We start from the raw sequence: 21327 nt of genomic DNA, 5'->3' as shown, positions 1-21327 counted from the left end.
GTCGGCTTCGCCTACGCGAAACCATTTTGCTGCAAGAATTCCATCGTAATGCGTGATTCTTGCGATTCCTCTTTTTGACCTTGTAGCAAGCGTTCCATGTAGCGAGCCAATACATCCACTTCTAGGTTCACTTTACGACCAACTTGGAATTGATCGATGGTCGTCTCTTCACTAGTGTGGGGAACAATCGTCAATTTAAAACCATTCTTACGTAGGTCGTTGACGGTCAGACTAATACCATCCACCGTGATAGAGCCTTTTTCTGCCACGTACTTACAGATTTCCGCAGGCATCTCTACCCAAAACTCAATCGCACGACCGACTTGGTTACGCTCGACAATGACGCCCACGCCATCGACGTGACCAGACACAATATGGCCGCCAAAACGAGTGGTTGGTAGCATGGCTTTTTCTAGGTTCACTTTGTCGCCAACTTGGTAAGCGGCAAAACCTGTTTTATTTAGTGTTTCCAAAGACAAGTCAGCACTGTAGTAGTTACTACCGAAGTCTACGACCGTCAAGCACACACCGTTGGTCGCGATGCTGTCACCTAGCTTAACGTCAGACATATCCAGCTTACCTACTTCTACCGTTACGGTGATATCTTCGCCTTTTGGCGTAATGGCAGTAAGTTTGCCTACTGCTTCTACAATTCCTGTAAACATAATGCTTCTTTCTAGCTTTAAATACGTTTGACGGCGGCGGTGATGCGAATATCCACGCCAACCATTCGTACGTCGGTAATAGTTAAATCGATAACTTGTGTCATCTCGGTCAAACCAAGCGCACCAATCAAACCTCGTCCATCGCTGCCCATTAATTTAGGCGCAAGATAAACAATCAGTTCATCTACAAGGTTAGCTTTGATTAACGAACTCGCGAGCGTTGCTCCAGCTTCAACCCACAAATGATTGATATCGTGCTCTCTCGCAACTGCTTTTAGTGTCGCCGCTAAGTCAATTCGGTCATGTCCATCCAACTGAGGCGCTACATCACCATCAGGACTAACAATAATACGCTCACCGTCCGTGTTAAATAGTTTTAGATCATCACTAAGTTGAGATTGGCGATCAAAAATCACACGTGGTGGCTGACGGACCTCATCTTGAGGATATTGCGCTTGTATACTTTTGGGTAAGTCATCCCATCGCACATTCAAAGACGCATTGTCATCAATCACGGTTTTACTGGTTGAGAGAATAGCACCACTTAACGCTCGATAACGCTGTACGTCTTGGCGAGCCTTTGGGGAGGTAATCCATTGACTCTGACCATTACAGAGGGCACTTTGGCCATCGAGGCTGGCTGCCATTTTCAACTGAACATAAGGCATGCCGGTTTGCATGAACTTAACGAAGCCTTTATTCAGTTCGATCGCATCGTTTTCTAACAAGCCGACTTGCACTTCAACCCCTGCATCACGCAGCATTTTAAAACCACGTCCTGCTACTTTCGGATTTGGGTCTTCCATTGCGCAGACAACACGGGCAACTTTAGCTTTGATTAGCCCTTCAGCACAAGGTGGTGTGCGACCATAGTGAGAACAAGGCTCCAGCGTTACATAAGCGGTTGCCCCTTCGACTTTATCACCTGCCATACGCATTGCATGGACTTCGGCATGAGGTTCACCCGCACGGTGGTGATGACCTTCGCCAACAATCTCGCCATCGCGGACAATAACGCAACCTACATTAGGATTAGGTGCGGTGGTGTAAATGCCGCGCCTGGCTAGCTTGAGCGCGCGCGACATCATTTCGAAATCTTGAGAGGTAAATACTGAGGAAGCGTTCTGTTGAGCCATGATTCAATCAGTCTTCTAGGCGAGCAATTTCTTCGCCAAATTCACGGATGTCTTCAAAGCTACGGTAAACCGATGCGAAACGGATGTAAGCGACTTTATCCAGCTCTTTCAGCTGGTCCATAACTAGGTTACCAATCATTTCGCTTGGTACTTCACGCTCACCTGTCGCACGCAACTGTGACTTAATCATGCTGATAGCAAGCTCGATAGCGTCAGCACTTACTGGGCGTTTTTCTAAAGCACGTTGAATACCACCGACCATTTTATCTTCATCAAACGGTTCGCGGTTGCCGTTAGATTTAATCACTTTAGGCATCACCAATTCCGCAGTTTCAAACGTAGTAAAACGCTCGCTACATGCAAGACACTGGCGACGACGACGCACCTGATGGCCGTCAGCAACTAAGCGGGAATCAATTACTTTTGTATCGTTCTCAGAACAAAAAGGACAATGCATATCACCTCCAAATAGCGTGCGATTGGGGTCGTCCCAAAAGCAAGACTAGTGTAGCGGAATTGCTATATTAGCGAAAACAAAAAGGGGCTGCTCTGCCCCTTTTTTAATCAATATCAGGCAGTTTCTGTTAACTGCGTGCTAGGTAGTTTGCTTTGCCAACCCATTTGTAACTGGTTAGCTCTTCCAAACCCATTGGACCACGTGCGTGCAGTTTCTGGGTGGATACCGCAACTTCTGCGCCAAGACCAAATTGAGCGCCATCAGTAAAACGCGTTGCTGCATTCACATAAACCGCTGCAGAACCGACAGAGTTAATAAACAGCTCTGAGTTTTGCAAGCTGTTGGTCATGATCGCATCTGAGTGGCTAGCATTATGAATACGCATGTGGTCAATCGCTTCTTTCACATCAGCAACCACTTTTACGCCAAGCGTGTAACTTAGCCATTCTGTATCAAAATCGCCTTCACCCGCATCACGAATTTGCTGAGCTTGTGCCATAAGCGCTTTTGCTTTTGGCTCTGCGACAAAGGTAACTTTATCGTTCATGCGCTCTACGATCATTGGCAGGAACTGTGCAGCAATATCTTGGTGGACAAGTAGAGTGTCTAGTGAGTTACATGCTGACGGACGTTGAACTTTTGAGTTCTCAACAACATTCAGAGATTTCTCTAGCTCTGCTGATTCATCAACAAAGATATGACTGATACCAAAACCACCAATGATTACTGGAATAGTACTGTTTTCTTTACACATTTTGTGTAAACCAGCACCACCGCGAGGAATGATCATGTCTACGTAGTCGTCTAACTTGAGCAACTGAGAAACAAGTTCACGATCTGGCTTTTCAATGTACTGAACCGATGCGGCTGGCAAGTTTGCTTTTGCCAGTGCCGATTGGATAACTTTTACCAGTTCCATATTGGAGAAAAACGTCTCTTTACCACCGCGAAGAATACTTGCGTTGCCCGTTTTTAGACACAATGCTGCAATATCGATAGTTACGTTTGGACGCGCTTCATAGATTACGCCGACTACGCCAAGAGGAACACGGCGACGAGACAATGACATACCGTTTTCTAGCACTTTGCTGTCGATTTCACTACCGACAGGATCATTTAGGCTGATCACATTACGAACGTCATTTGCGATGCCCGTTAAGCGCTCTTCGTTCAGTAGAAGACGATCTAGTAGTGCATCAGTTAGACCCGCTTCGCGGCCAAGTTCGATGTCTTTTGCATTCGCAGCCAAAATAGATGCTGCGTTTGCTTCTAGCTCATCGGCGATGATGGCTAGCGCTTGGTTTTTTTGTGCGGTTGACGCTGTCGCCAATTCGAAAGCTGCATCTTTAGCAGCTTTACCCATATTCGTTAAATCCACTTTGCTTCCCTCAATTTCTATTCTTGAATGACAACAAGATCATCGCGATGAATCACTTCTGAGCCGTAGTCATGACCCAAAATAGAGATGATATCTTTACTGTGCTTACCAGCAATTTTCGCTAGGTCTTCACTTGAGTAGGCGCTAATGCCACGGGCAACCAGTTTACCGTGTGAATTGGTCACACGTGTTACCTCACCACGAGCGAAATCACCACTTACTTTGATAACGCCTTTCGCGAGTAGGCTACTGCCTTTACCCACGACGGCATTCACTGCCCCATCATCAATAAAGATATCACCCGCAGCGGCTGGCCCCGCTAAGATCCAGCGCTTACGATTCTCTAATGCTTCAGAACAAGGTAGGAAACGAGTGCCTTGTGGCTCTGAACTCAATGAGTCAAAGATAACATTTGGCGCGCTACCCGCTGCGATAATAACTTCAATACCTGCGCGACGTGCGATGTCTGCCGCTTGAAGCTTGGTTGCCATACCGCCAGTACCTAACGTTGTGCCGCTACCACCAGCAATTTTACGCAAAGTATCATCAATTGTTTTCACTTCTTTGATTAACTCGGCATTTGGATCTTTACGTGGGTCTGCGGTAAACAAACCTTTTTGGTCAGTCAGGAGCAGCAATTTATCTGCACCACACAAAATCCCCACCAAAGCCGACAAGTTGTCATTGTCACCTACTTTGATTTCGTTCGTCGCAACTGCGTCGTTTTCGTTCACGATAGGAATAATATCGTTTGCTACCAGTGCATTAATAGTGTCACGTGCGTTAAGGAAACGCTCGCGATCATCTAAATCTGCGCGAGTCAGCAGCATTTGACCAATTTTAATACCGTAAATACCAAACAGAGACTCCCATGTTTGAATCAAACGGCTCTGCCCCACTGCTGCAAGTAACTGTTTACTCGCCATCGCGTTGGGCAGTGCGGGGTATCCAAGATGCTCACGGCCTGCTGCAATTGCACCAGACGAAACCATTACGACTGAATGGCCTTGTTTTTTTAGCTCCGCACATTGACGAGCCAGCTCTACCATGTGAGCACGGTCTAACGCCAAAGTGCCGCCGGTTAGCACACTTGTACCCAGTTTCACAACGACGGTCTGTGGTTGTGAAACAACTGCATTCTGTTGATTCGTTGTCATGATGTCTTCTGAAATGAAAAACAAATAAAGAGTGAATGTTTTAGCAATCAAATGGGGATTTAACAAGCAGAAAAGGTGCGAAAACGCACCTTTTTGTCTTATAGAGGAAGAAAGCTGCCAAATTAGGCGAAATCAAACGATTCTGTATGATATTCCACTTCCAGCTTGAAATGCTCAGCTACCGTATCAATGAGCTTTTGATGGAAGGTACTTTGAGTATGGTACACTTCTTCAGTTACCTTTTTTGGTAACGATTCAGAAGTCCAATCCCCATCTTTATTATACTTGCCAATATAGTATTTGGCGGTAAAGCCTCCGTCGACGGATTCCAATTCCATCCACCACCCCCAAAACTCGCGTTTCTCTGGGGATTTTTTATCGTCTACACAAACTGATAAACAGTCAAAATAGTAATGACCTTGTTGTGACTGTGGTTCGCGCAAGTAGGGCCCTATCGCCTTCAACTTTGACATCAAGCGAAAGTGAGTCGGTCCTTGAGTCGTCTCTGACATAAGAATCTCCGTTTCCATAGTAAGGATATTTAGTTACCCAAGAATGATTATTATTTTTAATTATCATGAGCTTATTTTTTGCTCACATATATCACTCTTAACTAAATTAGGAGATTTGTCATCTTAATAATTCGTCTTCCAGCCACTTTATGGCTAAATCGAGGGATTGCTCATACCCTTTTGTAATCGTTTTGGAACTGATTTTCTTTGCTTGACCGTATTGACTAAACAACGCAACAAGCTGGTTATCACTATGCGGAGATACCGGATCTCCTTCTAGGCTCAACGCCAAAATAGGAACCTTCGTCTTACGGCTGCTTAGGAAACCTTGCACCTTCAGTGACCATGCCATCATCTGACCAGCCATGCTGTTAATATCGACCGCGTGCTTACCCAAGCGTGAAGCGAGTAAATCGAGGTACATCTTAGGCATTTTCTGAAGCTTTTGAGGGGAGGTAAATAGATCATGTACCGGCGCACCCAATGCGACACACGCTTTAATTTTTTCTTGTTCAACGAATGAAAGACGGATCATGGCATTACCACCAAAGCGGAAACCAATCAAACCTACTTTATAGTGGTCGACCCAAGGCAGTTTATACAACTCATTCAACACCGCTTGGTGTAAGCAGCTAGAGTCTTCCGTTAGTGGCCAATGAGAACTGTGGCCAACGGACGGCATATCGATAGTCAACATCGCGATGTCTTTTGGAGCAAGGTGATTGCGGAACAAACGCCACATGTCCGTTTGTAGGCTATCTAACCCTGCACTGACCATCACAACGGGGAGTTGCTTATCAGTACGAGGAAGATGCAGGTTCGCGATGATCTTGCGCTTCTGGTAAGGCACTTCGATCTGCTTAACGACATATTTCGTCTTCTCTGAGCCTTCGGTGTAGGCTTTATTTGCCAATACTTGCGCTTGAATGGCTAAGTTGTCGTTCTTTAAATGCGGGTAGCCCGCGATGCTAAAGCACAATGACGCAGTAAATAGCTCGTCTGCGGCTTCTTCACCTTGCATTTCATTCGCACGACGTTGATGCTCCATGCCCAACTTAATCCATTCAAATGTCCAGTTACCACTGTGGTACCCCATGACGGTATCAAGCCATTTATCTTCCGTACGAGAATGATTCGATGATGCAATCTTAGACAGCACGCCTTCCATCTCAATTGGCGATAAGCCCTGCCAAGACCATTGAAGACGTCTCAAATGACGATACCAAGCACGCTCACCACGCTCTTCTCTTTCATCAAGAACCTTTTGGCTCGTTGGCATATATTGAGTAAGGGCGGAAGTTTCTCTCGCTTGCTTATGTTTAACAAACAAAGTTTCAGAGAGGTTTTTACTGACGTCTTCTGACATAGGAAGAACTCTAAGCTGGTTGCAATAGCGTAATAATAATAAAAAAAATGCCCCTATAAAGGGGCATTTCTCAATATTCTTGGCACAAACTTACTTTTGCTTGCGGTTTACTGGCTCAACGAACTGGATAGACATATCCCATGGTTGCTCAATCCAAGTATCTTGAGCGATGTCTACCACGTAGTCATCAAGCAGTTCTTTACCAGATGGCTTCGCACATACAGCAATCAGTTTCGCTTTTGGGTACATTTCACGAAGTTTACGTGCTGTATCGCCACTGTCTACTAGGTCTTCAACGATTAGGTAACCTTCGCCGTCACCTTCAGGTGCTTTAATTACCGTCATATCGCGTTGGTGATCGTGATCGTAGCTTGAGATACAAATAGTATCAACGTGACGAATACCTAACTCACGAGCTAGGATAGCTCCAGGAACCAAACCACCACGGCTTACCGCCCAAATACCTTTCCATTGCTCAGCTGGCATTTGTTTCTCAGCCAGTTCACGGCAGTAAGACTGCATCGCATCCCAAGTGATAATGAATTTTTTACTCATTGTAATAACCTAATAATTTCAAAATATGCATCCCCTCTGCTTAGCTGATGGCGCTGAAATGGACTCATCAAGCTAAACTTTCCACACCAGAGGAAATGGGGGTTTCAAGCTGCGCAAACGATTATTCTACCGAAACACTTCATTAATACCAACGCTGATATCAAAATTCTCCGCCTATTACGCAGAAAAATCGAATTCGGTGAACAACACAAAATAGAGAAGTGAATGAAATTGCGTAGAAACTACTCACACAAAAAACGCAAATAAAAAGCCAGTGTGAACTCTGAGCCCACACTGGCTTTTCTTTCATTGGCTGAAGTTAGCCTAGAATGTACTTCGCAATGAAGATTGCAGACATCACCCACACACTCATCGAAACTTCACGACCTTTACCACTGAACAGTTTGATCGCCGCGTAAGCGATGAAGCCCAGCGTGATACCTTCTGCGATAGAGAAAGTCAGCGGCATTACCAAACACGTTACTACAACAGGCGCAGCTTCTGTTAGGTCGCGCCAGTCGATACCAACAAGACCAGAAAGCATAAGGATAGCAACGTAGAATAGTGCACCAGAAGTTGCGTAAGCTGGGATCATACCCGCTAATGGCGAGAACAACAGAGCAAGAAGGAACAGCACGCCAACAACTACTGCCGTAAGACCTGTACGACCACCAGCAGCGACACCAGAAACACTCTCAATGTATGAAGTCGTGTTTGATGTACCTAGTAGAGCACCCACTGACGTTGCTGTTGAGTCAGCAAGCAGTGCTTTGTTTAGGCGAGGAATGTTACCGTTTTCGTCAGTCAGACCTGCTTTTTGTGAAACGCCAACTAGCGTGCCAGCGGTATCAAACAAGTCAACAAATAGGAAAGCAAACACCACTGAGATCATGCCCACTTCGAACAGACCAGAGAAGTCTAGCTGCATGAAAGTTGGCGCGATGCTTGGTGGTGTAGACATGATGCCGCCCCATTGAACGTCACCAAAGATAAGACCAAGAATCGTCACACCTAGGATAGCGATCATAACCGCACCTTTCACACCACGGTGAACCAATGCAATCGTCATGAAGAAACCAATCGCCGCAAGTACAGAAGGTAGTGACGTGATGTTACCCATTGAAACTAGCGTTGCTGGGTTATCTACTACAATACCTGCGTTTTTCAGCGCGATGAAAGCAAGGAAAAGACCGATACCCGCAGAGATACCAGTACGTAGAGAAAGTGGAATCGAGTTGATGATCCATTCACGAATCTTGAAGATACTCAGTAAAATAAACAGCAAACCTGACACGAATACTGCTGCTAGTGCCACTTGCCATGTATAGCCCATACCAAGTACAACTGAGTATGTGAAAAACGCGTTTAGGCCCATGCCTGGAGCCTGAGCGATTGGGTAGTTTGCTACTAAGCCCATGATGAAACAGCCAATAGCCGCCGCAAGACACGTCGCAACGAACACGGCACCACGATCCATACCAGTATCAGCAAGGATCGCTGGGTTTACAAAGATAATGTAAGCCATGGTTAGGAAGGTTGTGACACCTGCGATGATCTCAGTGCGCACGTTGGTGCCATTTTCACTAAGTTTAAAGAGCCTTTCGAGCATGATCGAATCCTGTAAAGGTAAAAAGTAAACGGTTGCGTAATCGATTGGCTCGAATTATAAAGTTATCAAATAACAAATTCCAGATAGAATTTTCACTCTAACAGGATTTTTTTCTTTGGATATGAAACTTATTCGCTAGCTTTTTTAACAGACGGGAAGTTTAGGTCTTAATAAACAATAACTAACAGAGTTACGTTCTATCCGCCCCAACGTGTACAAACTGAACAATGTATTAAACTTTCAAACGCAAACCCACGGTTTTAGCTGTTAAATACCCACAGAATTGGTCGGCACGTGAAATAAGACGAAGATGTAATAGCAGAATAGAAGCTTGGTGGTGAGAAAGTGGTCGATATTGGGAGTAGTAGATAAAAAAACGCCACTCAAATTGAGTGGCGGTGAATCATGTCAGCACTATGCACTGAAAAAAAATTCCAATTTATAGGGGTGAACAAACTTGTTCGAGTCACATGCGTTGGCTTCAATTAGTAACCAAAGCTTGTTGGGTATACAAAGTTACCGGTGTAAACAGATTTGCTGTTCCAGAACATTGCACTTGGTAAACCTTTCATAAATATCACCTTCTAAATCAATTAATACTGTCAATTTGGTTGATTTCTCGGTTCCTTGGAGGCGATAAACGGACTCATCCTTTGAGCATTTCATTCTTCTCTCAGAAGCTGGTTACAAATATACCACCAAGAAATTTAATTACAAGCATTAAAGTGACTAAACTCACACTTTTTATTTAAATTGATCCATATCAAATAAAAACTGTAAGTTAATTACAGTTTTGTGAATTAAATTCTTAAATTCATTCCAACAGAATAAACCTTGTTGCATAAGTGTATTTTGTACTGTTCAGAATCTGTGACAGCTCATAGTGATTTCCTTTCGACCTCGACTACTCGCCCCTCTAATCTGGTGGTATGCTTGGTGCCAATTCAAAAGCCAAAACCAAATAGCATTTATTGCTAAACACTCAATGTATTTACGGTTTAAATTTGGCAAAGCACATCAAAAGGAGTCTTCCGTGTCTGAATTCCATTCTGAAATCAGTACCTTATCACCTGCTCCACTTTGGCAGTTTTTCGATAAGATTTGTTCAATCCCTCACCCTTCTAAACATGAAGAGGCCCTAGCGCAGTACATTGTTACTTGGGCGACAGAGCAGGGTTTTGACGTACGCCGCGATACAACTGGCAACGTGTTCATTAAGAAACCAGCCACACCAGGCATGGAAAACAAAAAAGGCGTCGTTCTTCAAGCGCACATCGATATGGTGCCGCAAAAGAACGAAGACACTGACCACGACTTTACGAAAGATCCAATCCAGCCATACATTGATGGCGAATGGGTAACAGCAAAAGGCACAACACTTGGCGCTGACAACGGCATCGGTATGGCTTCTTGTCTTGCAGTTCTTGCTTCTACTGAAATCAAACACGGCCCTATCGAAGTGCTACTGACTATTGATGAAGAAGCGGGCATGACAGGTGCATTTGGTCTCGAGGAAGGTTGGTTAGAAGGTGACATCCTTCTAAACACGGATTCAGAGCAAGAAGGCGAAGTGTACATGGGTTGTGCTGGCGGTATCGATGGCGCAATGACATTCGACATTACTCGTGACGCAATCCCAGCAGGTTTTGTTACTCGTCAGCTAACACTGAAAGGTTTAAAAGGTGGACACTCTGGTTGTGACATCCATACTGGCCGTGGTAACGCAAACAAACTGGTTGCTCGTTTCCTAGCGGGCCATGCACAAGAGTTGGATCTTCGCCTTGTTGAATTCCGTGGTGGTAGCCTACGTAACGCGATCCCTCGTGAAGCTTTCGTGACGGTTGCTCTACCAGCAGAGAATCAAAATAAGCTAGCAGAACTGTTCAACTACTACACTGAGTTACTAAAAACTGAACTTGGTAAAGTAGAAACAGACATCGTGACTTTCAACGAAGAAATCACAACAGATGCACAAGTGTTTGCGATTGCAGACCAACAACGTTTCATCGCTGCATTGAATGCTTGCCCTAACGGCGTAATGCGAATGAGTGACGAAGTAGAAGGCGTGGTTGAAACATCACTTAACGTTGGTGTTATCACAACAGAAGAGAACAAAGTAACGGTTCTTTGCCTAATTCGTTCATTGATCGATTCAGGTCGTAGCCAAGTTGAAGGTATGCTTCAATCAGTAGCTGAACTTGCTGGTGCTCAAATTAGTTTCTCTGGCGCTTACCCAGGCTGGAAACCAGACGCAGATTCAGAAATCATGGCGATCTTCCGTGATATGTACGAAGGCATCTACGGAAACAAGCCAAACATCATGGTTATTCACGCTGGTCTTGAATGTGGCCTGTTCAAAGAACCTTACCCGAACATGGATATGGTTTCTTTCGGTCCAACAATCAAGTTCCCTCACTCTCCAGATGAGAAAGTGAAGATTGATACCGTTCAACTGTTCTGGGATCAAATGGTTGCACTTCTGGAAGCGATTCCAGAAAAAGCGTAATCCGAATCAGATACGACAAATACGAAAAAGGGTGCCGAGGCACCCTTTTTTATTACAAGCTATTTGTAAATTACGCGCGAGTTTGTGCGTAAGCTGCTAGCTCATCCATAGAAGTCTTCGCTACTACTTCACCATCGATGTAGTAAGTCACGAAATCACCTTCACGCACACCCATTAGCGTCGCTTTTTCACCGTTGTTGTAAGTGATGTCCATTTGTACTGTGTTTTCGTCAAGCTGCTGCATTTGACCTTGTTCGATAACGCGGTTGTTCGTTAGAGGACCAATTGGTGCCGTCGTTAGAGACTTATCTAACTGATGGTTTACATCGATGTAAGTATCCATCTTAGTGTCAAAGATGTGTGGCTTGCCGTTTAGCGGGTTTTTGCCAGTCCAGAACTCTAGTGAGTTGAACACGATGTAGTCAGCTGCAATAGCAACACCGTAAACTGGCGCCATTAGCATGTTTAGGCCGCCACGAGCGTAACGGTTATCTACAGCTTTCAAGTTAAAGCCCATAACGTAGCCCGTTACTGCGTTGCTGCCTACACAGCCAGAAAGAGAAACTGCAACAGCAGTCAGTGCGCCAATTTTAGCGATCGCCTTTTTCATCAAAACCTCTAGTTAAATGGTATTAGGTCAAAAATTCGGCGGGGATATTAGCGGATAAAAACTCAAGGTAAAAGTCTGTTTTTCTCAAAAAAAATTGATGTATTAAATTTAACACAGCCACATTAGTTCAATGAATGAGACGCAAAAAACAAGGCGAACAAATCTTTCAATTAAAACAAAAACAACCCAAAGTAACATACACAAATTGCACGCATGTCGATATTTTAACCATGTCGACAAATTCTTTTTTTCGTCACATCAACAAGAATGATTAGTGTGATTTTGAACCAGTTGTTACATTGTTGATAACGTATTTGACAGAGATGGTTTATGGCCAGAAGTAAAAAAAGCAAAGTATTTGAGCTACTCGGGCATCAAGTACAACCAGGGCAGCGATTAGAAACTGAATTTGAAGCAGCGCAGCTTTACACGCACTCACCGCTTTCTATCCCTGTGGAAATTATCCACGGTAAGCAAGAAGGTCCTGTACTTATGGTGAATGCCGCGATCCATGGTGATGAGCTTAATGGCGTAGAGATCGTTCGTCAGATGATCAACCAATTGGATCCTGCAAAGCTGAAAGGTACCGTGATTGCCGTGCCTATCGTGAACGTGTTCGGCTTTATCCATAAATCGCGCTACCTACCAGACCGCCGTGACCTAAACCGCTGCTTCCCAGGCAGTGAGAAAGGAGCATTGGCATCACGTATGGCGCATGGCTTCTTCAATAACATCGCCAAGCGTTGTGACTATATTTTGGATCTTCACACGGGTGCGATTCACCGTACTAACCTGCCACAGATCCGCGCGAACTTGAGTAATCCCGAGACACTGCGTATTGCAAAAGCATTTGCAACACCAGTAATCGTAGACTCAGCTCTACGTGACGGTTCTCTGCGAAGCGAAGCAGAGAAATGCGATATCCCTGTGCTGACCTATGAAGCGGGTGAAGCTCTACGCTTTGATCCACTATCCATCAGCGCTGGTGTACTGGGCGTTCAACGTGTGATGCAAGCAATCGGTATGCTACGTGCGAGCCGTAAGAAACTGCCTGAACCAATTATTGCGAAATCCACCAGCTGGGTTCGTGCATCTGGTAACGGAATTTTGCGTACCGTTGTTAACTTAGGTGACAAAGTAGAAGAAGGCGAAACGCTGGCTTATATCAGCTCCCCTCTTGGTCACGATGAGCTTGAACTCTTAGCGCCAAAAGGCGGTATCGTTATTGGCCAACAAACGCTACCACTTGTGAACGAAGGCGATGCAATTTTCCATATCGCGTACTTCAAACAAAACGATGAAATGGTAGAGCAAGCGGTTGAAAGCTACATTGAGGAGCTTACTGAGTTTGATGTTGACCAAGTAACGACGGGCCAAATCCCGCTAGATACCCAGCAGTAACCTCTTAATCTCCACTCAAACAAAAATGCCCCGAGATATACTCAGGGCATTTTTTTATTCATCATCGATGGCAAAAATGCCACCTAGCAGATAGCGATTACTCTTCGTCAGTATCTACGTTTGCTTCACGAGCTTGACGAGCTTCTTCTTTACGAACTTTTGCCGCTAGTTGCTCTGCTTCACGCTCTTGACGTTGTGCAGCTTTACGCTCGTTGCGAACTACTTGGTTTTGAACAAAGCCAGCTAGCTCTTGCTCAGCCCAAGCTTGTGCTTTCTCTTCGCTGTCAAAACCAGTTTCACGTTTTGATACTGCAGTTTTACGAGACGTCACTTGACGAGTGATCTCTGCGCTCCAACCGTTACGTTTTTCAGTTACGCGGATAGCAAATTTTGGATTTTTAGACATTTCTTTCATTTCCTAAGGGATTAATCAGGGATTCGGTCAACTTGATAACTCCATCTAAGCTGAGCTGTTTAACACCATCCCTTGGTAAGCGCGGTATTAGAGCACAATTGATTCGTCTTTGCGCGACTTTTTTAATGCTATATGAGCATTTTTCTTGGTTAAAACAAAAGCGCAGACCTTTCGGATCTGCGCTTTTTTCTATTTCATGGATTAACTGGATTAACCGATGTTCTTACGTGCGTTTTGGAACATACGCATCCAAGCGCCATTCTCGCCCCAACCTTCTGGAGACCATGAGTTCGCCACTGTACGGAATACACGCTCAGGGTGCGGCATCATGATAGTCACACGGCCATCTTGAGTCGTTAGGCCTGTGATAGCGTTTGGCGAACCATTCGGGTTGTTCGGGTATTGCTGCGTAGCATTACCTTGGTTATCCACGTAACGAACTGCAACCGTACCTGACGCTTCAATCGCCGCTAGATGGTCAGCGTCACGTACTTCTACGCGGCCTTCACCATGAGAAACTGCGATTGGCATACGAGAACCTGCCATGCCGTCGAAGAATACAGAATCAGACTTTTGAACTTCAACTAGGCTGAAACGTGCTTCGAAACGCTCAGATTCGTTGCGAACAAAGCGCGGCCACAGGTCTGCACCTGGGATTAGCTCTTTCAGGTTCGATAACATCTGACAGCCGTTACACACACCTAGAGAGAAGGTATCTTCACGCTGGAAGAAACCTTCAAACTGGTTGCGAGCTTGCTCGTTGAACAGGATAGACTTCGCCCAACCTTCACCTGCTCCTAGTACGTCACCGTAAGAGAAGCCACCACAAGCCACTAGGCCTTGGTACTCTTCTAGCACGGCTTGCCCTGTTAGGATGTCGCTCATGTGAATATCAGTTGCTTCAAAGCCAGCACGATCAAATGCCGCTGCCATCTCAACGTGAGAGTTAACGCCCTGCTCACGCAGAATTGCCATCTTAGGCTTAGCGCCCTTGTTTATCATAGAGCCGGCAATGTAAGGTGCTGCGATGTCTTCGTTCACATCGAAGCTTAACTTCACGTTTAGACCTGGATCAGAGTTGTCTTTCTTCGCTTCGTGCTCTTGGTCAGCACATGCTGGATTATCACGTAGACCTTGCATCTTATGCGTCGTCTCAGCCCAGATAGTACGTAGTTCAGTACGGTTGCGCTCTAGAACAACAGTTTCACCTGAAGTAATCACTAGCTCATCAGACGCAGCCCCTTCACCAACTACAGAGCCAATAACATGTGAACATTCTTCAAGGCCGTTTGCAGCAAGTGTAGAAAGAACAACGTCTAAATCTTCGTTCTTAACCTGTAGTACCGCACCTAGCTCTTCGTTGAATAGCGCCGCTAGTGCATCTTCGCCAAGGCCTGCGATATCAGCTTTCACACCACAGTGACCCGCGAATGCCATTTCAGCAAGAGTCACGAATAGACCACCGTCACCCTTATCGTGGTAAGCCACTACTTGGTCGTTTGCTACTAGTGTTTGAACACCTTCGTAGAAACCTTTTAGCTGTGCTGCGTTGTCTACGTCTGCTGGCTTATCACCAAGCTGCTTGTAAACCTGTGCCAGTGCAGTCGCACCTAGACGGTTCTGACCGTTACCTAGGTCGATAAGAACAAGTGACGTGTCACCTTTGTCAGTGCGAAGTTGCGGAGTGATTGTCTTACGTACATCTTCAACACGAGCAAACGCCGTGATGATTAGAGATAGCGGAGACGTCACTTCTTTCTGCTCGCCGTTCTCTTCCCACTTAGTCTTCATAGACATTGAGTCTTTACCCACAGGGATAGTCAGACCAAGTGCTGGGCATAGCTCTTCACCCACGGCTTTCACTGCTTCGTAAAGACCTGCGTCTTCACCCGGGTGACCTGCTGGAGACATCCAGTTTGCAGACAGTTTGATGTGTTTGATATCGCCGATGTTTGTCGCTGCAATGTTTGTGATTGCTTCACCAACCGCTAGGCGAGCTGATGCACCGAAGTCTAGTAGAGCAACTGGCGTACGCTCACCCATCGACATTGCTTCACCATGGTACGTGTCGTAACTTGCTGCTGTTACCGCACAGTTGGCAACTGGAACCTGCCATGGACCAACCATTTGGTCACGCGCTACAAGGCCAGTTACGGTGCGGTCACCGATAGTGATAAGGAATGTTTTCTCTGCAACCGTTGGTAGACGTAGTACGCGGTCTACCGCTTCGTTTAACTCAATACCATCACGGTTAACCGCTGGGTTGTTCGCTTTCAGTGTCTTCGCATCACGGTGCATTTTAGGCGTCTTACCTAAAAGCACATCCATTGGCATGTCGATTGGTGTGTTGTCGAAGTGTGAATCTTCAAGTTTCAGTTCACGTTCTTCTGTTGCGATACCAACAACTGCGTATGGTGCACGCTCACGCTTACAGATTGCATCGAATACTTCCATGTTCTCAGGAGCAACTGCCATTACGTAACGTTCTTGAGATTCGTTACACCAGATTTCTAGCGGGCTCATGCCCGGCTCATCGTTTGGTACACCACGCAATTGGAAGATACCGCCACGCTCGCCATCGTCAACAAGTTCAGGAAGTGCGTTAGAGATACCGCCTGCGCCAACATCGTGAATGAATGCGATTGGGTTAGCATCACCAAGCTGCCAACAACGGTCGATCACTTCCTGACAGCGGCGTTCCATCTCAGGGTTTTCACGCTGTACTGATGCGAAATCTAGATCTTCTGCTGATTGACCAGATGCCATTGAAGAAGCAGCACCACCGCCAAGACCAATGTTCATTGCAGGACCACCAAGTACAATTAGGCTTGCACCTACTGGGATCTCTTTCTTCTGCACGTGCTCGTCACGGATGTTACCCATACCACCGGCAATCATGATTGGCTTGTGGTAACCACGAACCTCTTCACCTGCGTGAGAGTTAACTTTTTCTTCGTAAGTACGGAAGTAACCAAGTAGGTTTGGACGACCAAATTCATTGTTGAACGCCGCGCCACCAAGTGGGCCTTCTAGCATGATGTCTAGAGCGTTAACGATGCGACCCGGTTTACCGAAATCTGTTTCCCATGGCTGTTCAAAACCAGGAATACGTAGGTTAGAGGTAGTGAAGCCAACCAGACCAGCTTTTGGCTTACCACCAATACCAGTCGCACCTTCGTCGCGGATTTCACCGCCTGAACCAGTCGATGCGCCCGGCCAAGGAGAGATAGCCGTTGGGTGGTTGTGCGTTTCCACCTTCATTAGGATGTGAGCTTTCTCTTGGCTGTAACCGTACTGGCGAGTTTCAGGGTTCGGGAAAAAACGACCTACATCTGAGCCAACCATTACCGCTGCGTTATCCTTGTATGCAGACAGTACGTTTTCTGGCGTAGTTTCGAAGGTATTCTTGATCATTTTGAACAGAGACTTCTCTTGCTTAACGCCATCAATAGTCCAATCTGCATTGAAGATCTTGTGACGACAGTGCTCTGAGTTTGCCTGTGCAAACATCATCAGTTCGATGTCGGTTGGGTTGCGATCTAGCTTATTTACGAACGCATCGTAAAGGTATTCGATTTCATCATCTGCTAGGGCAAGACCGAGGGTAACGTTTGCGTTTTCAAGCGCAGCACGGCCGCCGTTTAATAGGTCAACGTCCGCAACTGGTGCAGGCTCCGCAACTTGGAATAGTGCTTGTGCGGAATCGAAATCAGTGAAGATCACTTCCATCATTCGATCATGAAGAATCGCTTTTAGTTCAACCAACTGAAGCTCTGAAAGCTCAGCGGATGTCTCGATGTAGTAAGCAGTACCACGCTCAAGACGAACAACTTTACCCAAACCACAATTGCGAGCAATGTCAGTTGATTTAGAAGACCATGGAGAAATTGTTCCCGGTCGTGGAGTCGCGAGCAGAAGCAAACCTTCTGGCGTATGTTCTTCAATTGTTGGACCGTAAGTCAGTAGTTTTTCTAGTTTCTCAACTTCTTGATCATCTAGATCTGCTGATAGCTCAGCAAAGTGAGCAAACTCCGCGTAAATGCCAGTGATAGGCAAGCTTAGTTCACGACAAAGCTCTAAAAGCTTGTTAACACGAAATTCAGATAGAGCTGGGGAGCCACGAAAAATTCTCATGTGCTTAGGTCTCTTATGCAATTGGTTAAGGTCTATTGACCTGAGGTGATATTGGAATAAATTCAGTGGGTTAAACTGTTTTACTTCGAAGCTATTCCCGAAGGTTTGCAAACCTATGCCGATTCCACCTCTTGGTTGCGAGCGCATTATATAGCAATTGTTTTTGTGATGTAACACCAAAAGCAACCGTTTGCGTCATTTTTTTTGTCAAATTTGATTTATACCGAAATGACTGCAAGGTGCAGGGTTCAGAGCGTTGTTACTGATTCAAGCTCAAGGAAAACAACTTGGTAATAGCCGGCTCTTTCCAAATGGTTTGACGACAACTACGTTTCTGTTACGGACACCAATTCATAATCACGGAGACTTGGTCATATACTTCGTTAACGATTTTCAATTGAGAACCACTAGATCTTCAAATGGTTGCCTCGGTTTCAAACCAAGTCATTCTCGAGGAACCAAGCACTCAAGGTAACTTGTTATAGCGTTAAAATGTCGATAAAACACACAATGTCGCACTCTATCTGCCTGATTCACTTTGCCCGACTTGCACGCTTTGATATAAAGGCAACTAGAATTTATCGAGACGTACCCAATTAATGCAAATAAGTCAGTTCAACCGATTCAAGCGCATCGCCCTCCTTTTCACCTCTGTGCTTTTACTTTCTGCTTGCCAGATTGAATCGGAGCCTAAGAGTGAGTTCGAGCTAATCCAAGATCGGGGAGTTCTGCGCGTTGGCACGCTCAACAACCAGCTTTCCTATTACATTGGTCCCGATGGTCCGGCTGGCTTGGATTACGAACTAGCACGTAAGTTTGCTGAGCAACTAGGTGTAAAGTTGGAAATTAAGCCTGCTTTTCGCCAAGCTGAGTTATTCCCTGCACTAAAGAAAGGGGATATCGATATCATCGCAACTGGGTTAAACCAAACTTCTCAAGCAGTGCAACGTTTTCGTCCGGGCCCAGCGTACTACTACGTAAGTCAACAAGTTGTGTATAAGAAAGGCCAGCTTCGCCCACGCGATATTGATCAACTTATCAACTATCAAGAATCGAAAGACGACAAAGCAGAAGATGAAGAAACCAATGCAGGTGCAGAAACGCTACAAATCGTAGAGCAATCTCAATTTGTCCCAACATTAACGGCACTGCAAAAAGAATACCCTGAGCTTCAATTCGAAATTGTTGGTGATGCAGATACCCGTGATCTACTAAAACAAGTATCAACAGGTGAACTCCGATTTACTGTGACTGATTCGGTAGAGCTTTCTTTAGCTCAGCGACTGTATCCTGACCTTGCTCAAGCCTTTGAATTGACAGAAGACCAGCCTGTATCTTGGTTTACACGTCGCTCTGAAGATGAAAGCTTATACGCAATGTTGATCGAATTCTTTGGCAACATTAAACAATCTGGTGAGTTAGCAACGTTAGAAGAAAAATACATCGGTCACATTGAAGCCTTTGACTACGTAGACACTCGAGCCTTTATTCGCGCATTGGACAACACCTTGCCAAAATGGGCACCGCTGTTCCAGAAATACGGTGAAGAATTTGATTGGCGCTTAATTGCCGCGTTAGCTTACCAAGAGTCCCATTGGAAACCTGCTGCAAAATCACCGACAGGTGTGCGGGGTATGATGATGTTAACGTTGCCTACAGCAAAAAGTGTTGGTGTAACTAACCGCCTTGATCCTGAACAGTCCGTGCGTGGTGGTGTGGAATATCTGCGTCGTATCGTCGCGCGAGTGCCTGATTCAATAAATGAGCACGAGAAAATCTGGTTCGCCCTAGCCTCCTACAACGTAGGCTACGGCCATATGATGGATGCAAGACGCCTGACCAAAGCGCAAGGCGGCGATCCAAATGCTTGGGCAGATGTAAAAGAGCGCCTACCGCTGCTTCGTCAAAAGCGTTTTTACAGCCAAACTCGTTATGGATACGCCCGTGGAGATGAAGCGCGTAACTACGTAGAAAACATTCGTCGTTACTACCAATCAATCATTGGCCACGTAAGTCAAAAACCTGTCATCGATGAAGATACAGAAGATCTACAAGTCATACCGCCACTTGATCCAAATTTGCTAATTTCTGGAGCAGTGGAAACCATCGCAGATCAAGAATCAGATGCAGAAGAAATGAAATCTGATTTGGAGCAAAGTTCGGTTCCAAATGCGGAAACCTCACCGCCTCCTAGTACAGAATAAACCTTTCGAAAATAGCGAGCTCACAGCTCGCTATTTTTTTATTGAGTCAACAAAAAAAGTTATCTAGAATCCGCTCTTTCGAGCTTATCTACCTTGTAAGGATATTGAGTACCATACCAATACTGAACAAGCAGAAAGGATAAACTCTTTTGGTCACCTCTCCTCAATCTGATGTCACCATCATCGGTAAGAATGCATCACAAGAATGTCATCTATTGATCATGAATCAGACGCCCCGCTAAGTCAGGGGGAGAGAGTGTTCGTTGTCTGCAAGAGGTTCTGATTATGAGAAAACGCAGAGTGCAGTCAAAACGTTTGAATAAGACAGTGGCTGCGAACCGCCGTAAGCGCAAGCTTACAACAATGAAGAAAAAAGTCAGTGCACGTAACCGTGTTTTTGTTCACCTAGTGAACCACTGAAAACTTGAAGCAAACATCTGCTGCAGAGTAGATGTTTGCTAAACGGACTCTTCCCTTCGGGACCTATTCTCCCTTCGCTTCCTGCTCATTATCTAACGCTTTTTGCGCCTGTTTCTTGGCTTTAATTTCTTTGCGACGACGCTTAAAGAAAGCTTGCAATTGAGTTCGGCACTCTTCCTCTAATAAACCATTCTCTACCGTTGCATAATGATATGCCGCTTGGCTTTCAAATAAGTCCAATACCGTCCCTGCTGCGCCTGCTTTTAAATCTGGAGCTCCATAAACAACACGCTTCACTCGGCTGTGTAATAACGCACCAGCACACATCGGGCATGGCTCTAAGGTCACATAGAGCGTGGTATCGAGTAAGCGGTAGTTCTCTAATACTTCACCCGCTTTACGCAAAGTTTGGATCTCGGCATGTGCCGTTGCATCATGCGAGCAAATTGAGCGGTTCCAACCTTCTGCAATGATCTCTCCGTCTTTAACTAATACAGCACCAACTGGCACCTCCCCTTCGGCTTCAGCTTGTTCAGCAAGCTCCATCGCGCGGCGCATAAATAGTTCGTCTTGAGGGGAAAACTGAGTATCTGACAAAAGGGGCTCCGGTATTTGGGGTTGGTCGTTATGGAAAGTGGATTTTAACCTTCAAAGAGGGGAAGGGAAAGAGACGAGAGACGAGAGACGAGAGACGAGAGACGAGAGACGAGAGACGAGAGACGAGAGACGAGAGACGAGAGACGAGAGACGAGAGACGAGAGACGAGAGACGAGAGACGAGAGACGAGAGACGAGAGACGAGA

At 45.6% G+C, this 21327-nt stretch carries 17 protein-coding genes; 4 read left to right on the top strand and 13 right to left on the bottom strand.

What is annotated here, in order from left to right; all coding sequences use genetic code 11:
- Positions 1-11: 11 nt before the first annotated feature.
- The 9 genes from ACTS60_RS05505 to ACTS60_RS05465 all read right to left on the bottom strand — a co-directional run bounded on the left by ACTS60_RS05505 (position 12) and on the right by ACTS60_RS05465 (position 8835).
- A complete protein-coding gene (locus tag ACTS60_RS05505) occupies positions 12-665 on the bottom strand; it encodes a riboflavin synthase (RefSeq protein ID WP_010446324.1) in 654 nt (217 codons plus the stop codon).
- Between the two features lie 17 nt (positions 666-682).
- Positions 683-1801 (bottom strand): bifunctional diaminohydroxyphosphoribosylaminopyrimidine deaminase/5-amino-6-(5-phosphoribosylamino)uracil reductase RibD, encoded by a 1119-nt coding sequence (gene ribD / locus ACTS60_RS05500; RefSeq protein ID WP_440887435.1) that lies wholly within the window; start codon positions 1799-1801, stop codon positions 683-685.
- Between the two features lie 7 nt (positions 1802-1808).
- Positions 1809-2258 carry a transcriptional regulator NrdR gene (gene nrdR, locus ACTS60_RS05495; RefSeq protein WP_010446320.1) on the bottom strand — a complete coding sequence of 150 codons (450 nt, stop codon included), beginning with the start codon at positions 2256-2258 and terminating at the stop codon, positions 1809-1811.
- A gap of 127 nt (positions 2259-2385) precedes the next feature.
- Positions 2386-3636, bottom strand: a complete 1251-nt coding sequence (locus tag ACTS60_RS05490) for a glutamate-5-semialdehyde dehydrogenase (RefSeq protein ID WP_440887434.1) — start codon at positions 3634-3636, stop codon at positions 2386-2388.
- A gap of 17 nt (positions 3637-3653) precedes the next feature.
- Positions 3654-4793, bottom strand: coding sequence for a glutamate 5-kinase (gene proB / locus ACTS60_RS05485; RefSeq protein ID WP_010446316.1), 1140 nt, complete (start codon positions 4791-4793; stop codon positions 3654-3656).
- Between the two features lie 122 nt (positions 4794-4915).
- Positions 4916-5305, bottom strand: a complete 390-nt coding sequence (crl, locus tag ACTS60_RS05480; protein WP_440887433.1) for a sigma factor-binding protein Crl — start codon at positions 5303-5305, stop codon at positions 4916-4918.
- A gap of 118 nt (positions 5306-5423) precedes the next feature.
- The gene (frsA, locus tag ACTS60_RS05475; protein WP_440887432.1) at positions 5424-6671 is read right to left on the bottom strand and encodes an esterase FrsA; all 1248 of its coding nucleotides are present in this window, start codon (positions 6669-6671) and stop codon (positions 5424-5426) included.
- A gap of 90 nt (positions 6672-6761) precedes the next feature.
- On the bottom strand, positions 6762-7226 hold the full coding sequence (gene tet(34) / locus ACTS60_RS05470) for an oxytetracycline resistance phosphoribosyltransferase domain-containing protein Tet(34) (RefSeq protein WP_038886920.1): 465 nt from the start codon (positions 7224-7226) through the stop codon (positions 6762-6764).
- Positions 7227-7545: 319 nt separating this feature from the next.
- Positions 7546-8835 (bottom strand): NCS2 family permease, encoded by a 1290-nt coding sequence (locus ACTS60_RS05465; protein ID WP_038886921.1) that lies wholly within the window; start codon positions 8833-8835, stop codon positions 7546-7548.
- 1033 nt (positions 8836-9868) lie between these two features.
- On the opposite strand from ACTS60_RS05465, the gene ACTS60_RS05460 reads away from it, so the two are divergent.
- Positions 9869-11341 (top strand): aminoacyl-histidine dipeptidase, encoded by a 1473-nt coding sequence (locus ACTS60_RS05460; RefSeq protein WP_440887431.1) that lies wholly within the window; start codon positions 9869-9871, stop codon positions 11339-11341.
- A gap of 70 nt (positions 11342-11411) precedes the next feature.
- Here the strand turns inward: ACTS60_RS05460 and ACTS60_RS05455 are convergent, their stop codons facing one another.
- A complete protein-coding gene (locus tag ACTS60_RS05455; protein ID WP_010446291.1) occupies positions 11412-11951 on the bottom strand; it encodes a DUF3332 domain-containing protein in 540 nt (179 codons plus the stop codon).
- 330 nt (positions 11952-12281) lie between these two features.
- Here ACTS60_RS05455 and ACTS60_RS05450 point away from each other — a divergent pair, with 330 nt between their 5' ends.
- Positions 12282-13352: a succinylglutamate desuccinylase/aspartoacylase family protein gene (locus ACTS60_RS05450; RefSeq protein ID WP_440887430.1), complete on the top strand. Its 1071-nt coding sequence runs from the start codon at positions 12282-12284 to the stop codon at positions 13350-13352.
- A gap of 97 nt (positions 13353-13449) precedes the next feature.
- On the opposite strand, the gene ACTS60_RS05445 is transcribed toward ACTS60_RS05450, so the two are convergent.
- On the bottom strand, positions 13450-13758 hold the full coding sequence (locus ACTS60_RS05445; RefSeq protein WP_440887429.1) for a DUF3622 domain-containing protein: 309 nt from the start codon (positions 13756-13758) through the stop codon (positions 13450-13452).
- Between the two features lie 219 nt (positions 13759-13977).
- Complete coding sequence (gene purL / locus ACTS60_RS05440) at positions 13978-17901, bottom strand: phosphoribosylformylglycinamidine synthase (RefSeq protein WP_440887428.1); 3924 nt, start codon at positions 17899-17901, stop codon at positions 13978-13980.
- Positions 17902-18500: 599 nt separating this feature from the next.
- On the opposite strand from purL, the gene mltF reads away from it, so the two are divergent.
- Positions 18501-20105 (top strand): membrane-bound lytic murein transglycosylase MltF, encoded by a 1605-nt coding sequence (mltF, locus tag ACTS60_RS05435; protein WP_440887427.1) that lies wholly within the window; start codon positions 18501-18503, stop codon positions 20103-20105.
- 285 nt (positions 20106-20390) lie between these two features.
- Positions 20391-20525 carry a hypothetical protein gene (locus ACTS60_RS05430; protein WP_010446281.1) on the top strand — a complete coding sequence of 45 codons (135 nt, stop codon included), beginning with the start codon at positions 20391-20393 and terminating at the stop codon, positions 20523-20525.
- Between the two features lie 63 nt (positions 20526-20588).
- Here the strand turns inward: ACTS60_RS05430 and tadA are convergent, their stop codons facing one another.
- Positions 20589-21122, bottom strand: a complete 534-nt coding sequence (gene tadA / locus ACTS60_RS05425; protein WP_440887426.1) for a tRNA adenosine(34) deaminase TadA — start codon at positions 21120-21122, stop codon at positions 20589-20591.
- Positions 21123-21327 lie beyond the last annotated feature (205 nt).

Source organism: Vibrio sp. WZ-1, from assembly GCF_052037695.1.
Lineage (GTDB): Bacteria > Pseudomonadota > Gammaproteobacteria > Enterobacterales > Vibrionaceae > Vibrio.
Note: the sequence above shows the minus strand (reverse complement) of the source record. Positions and strands in the feature narration are given on the sequence as shown.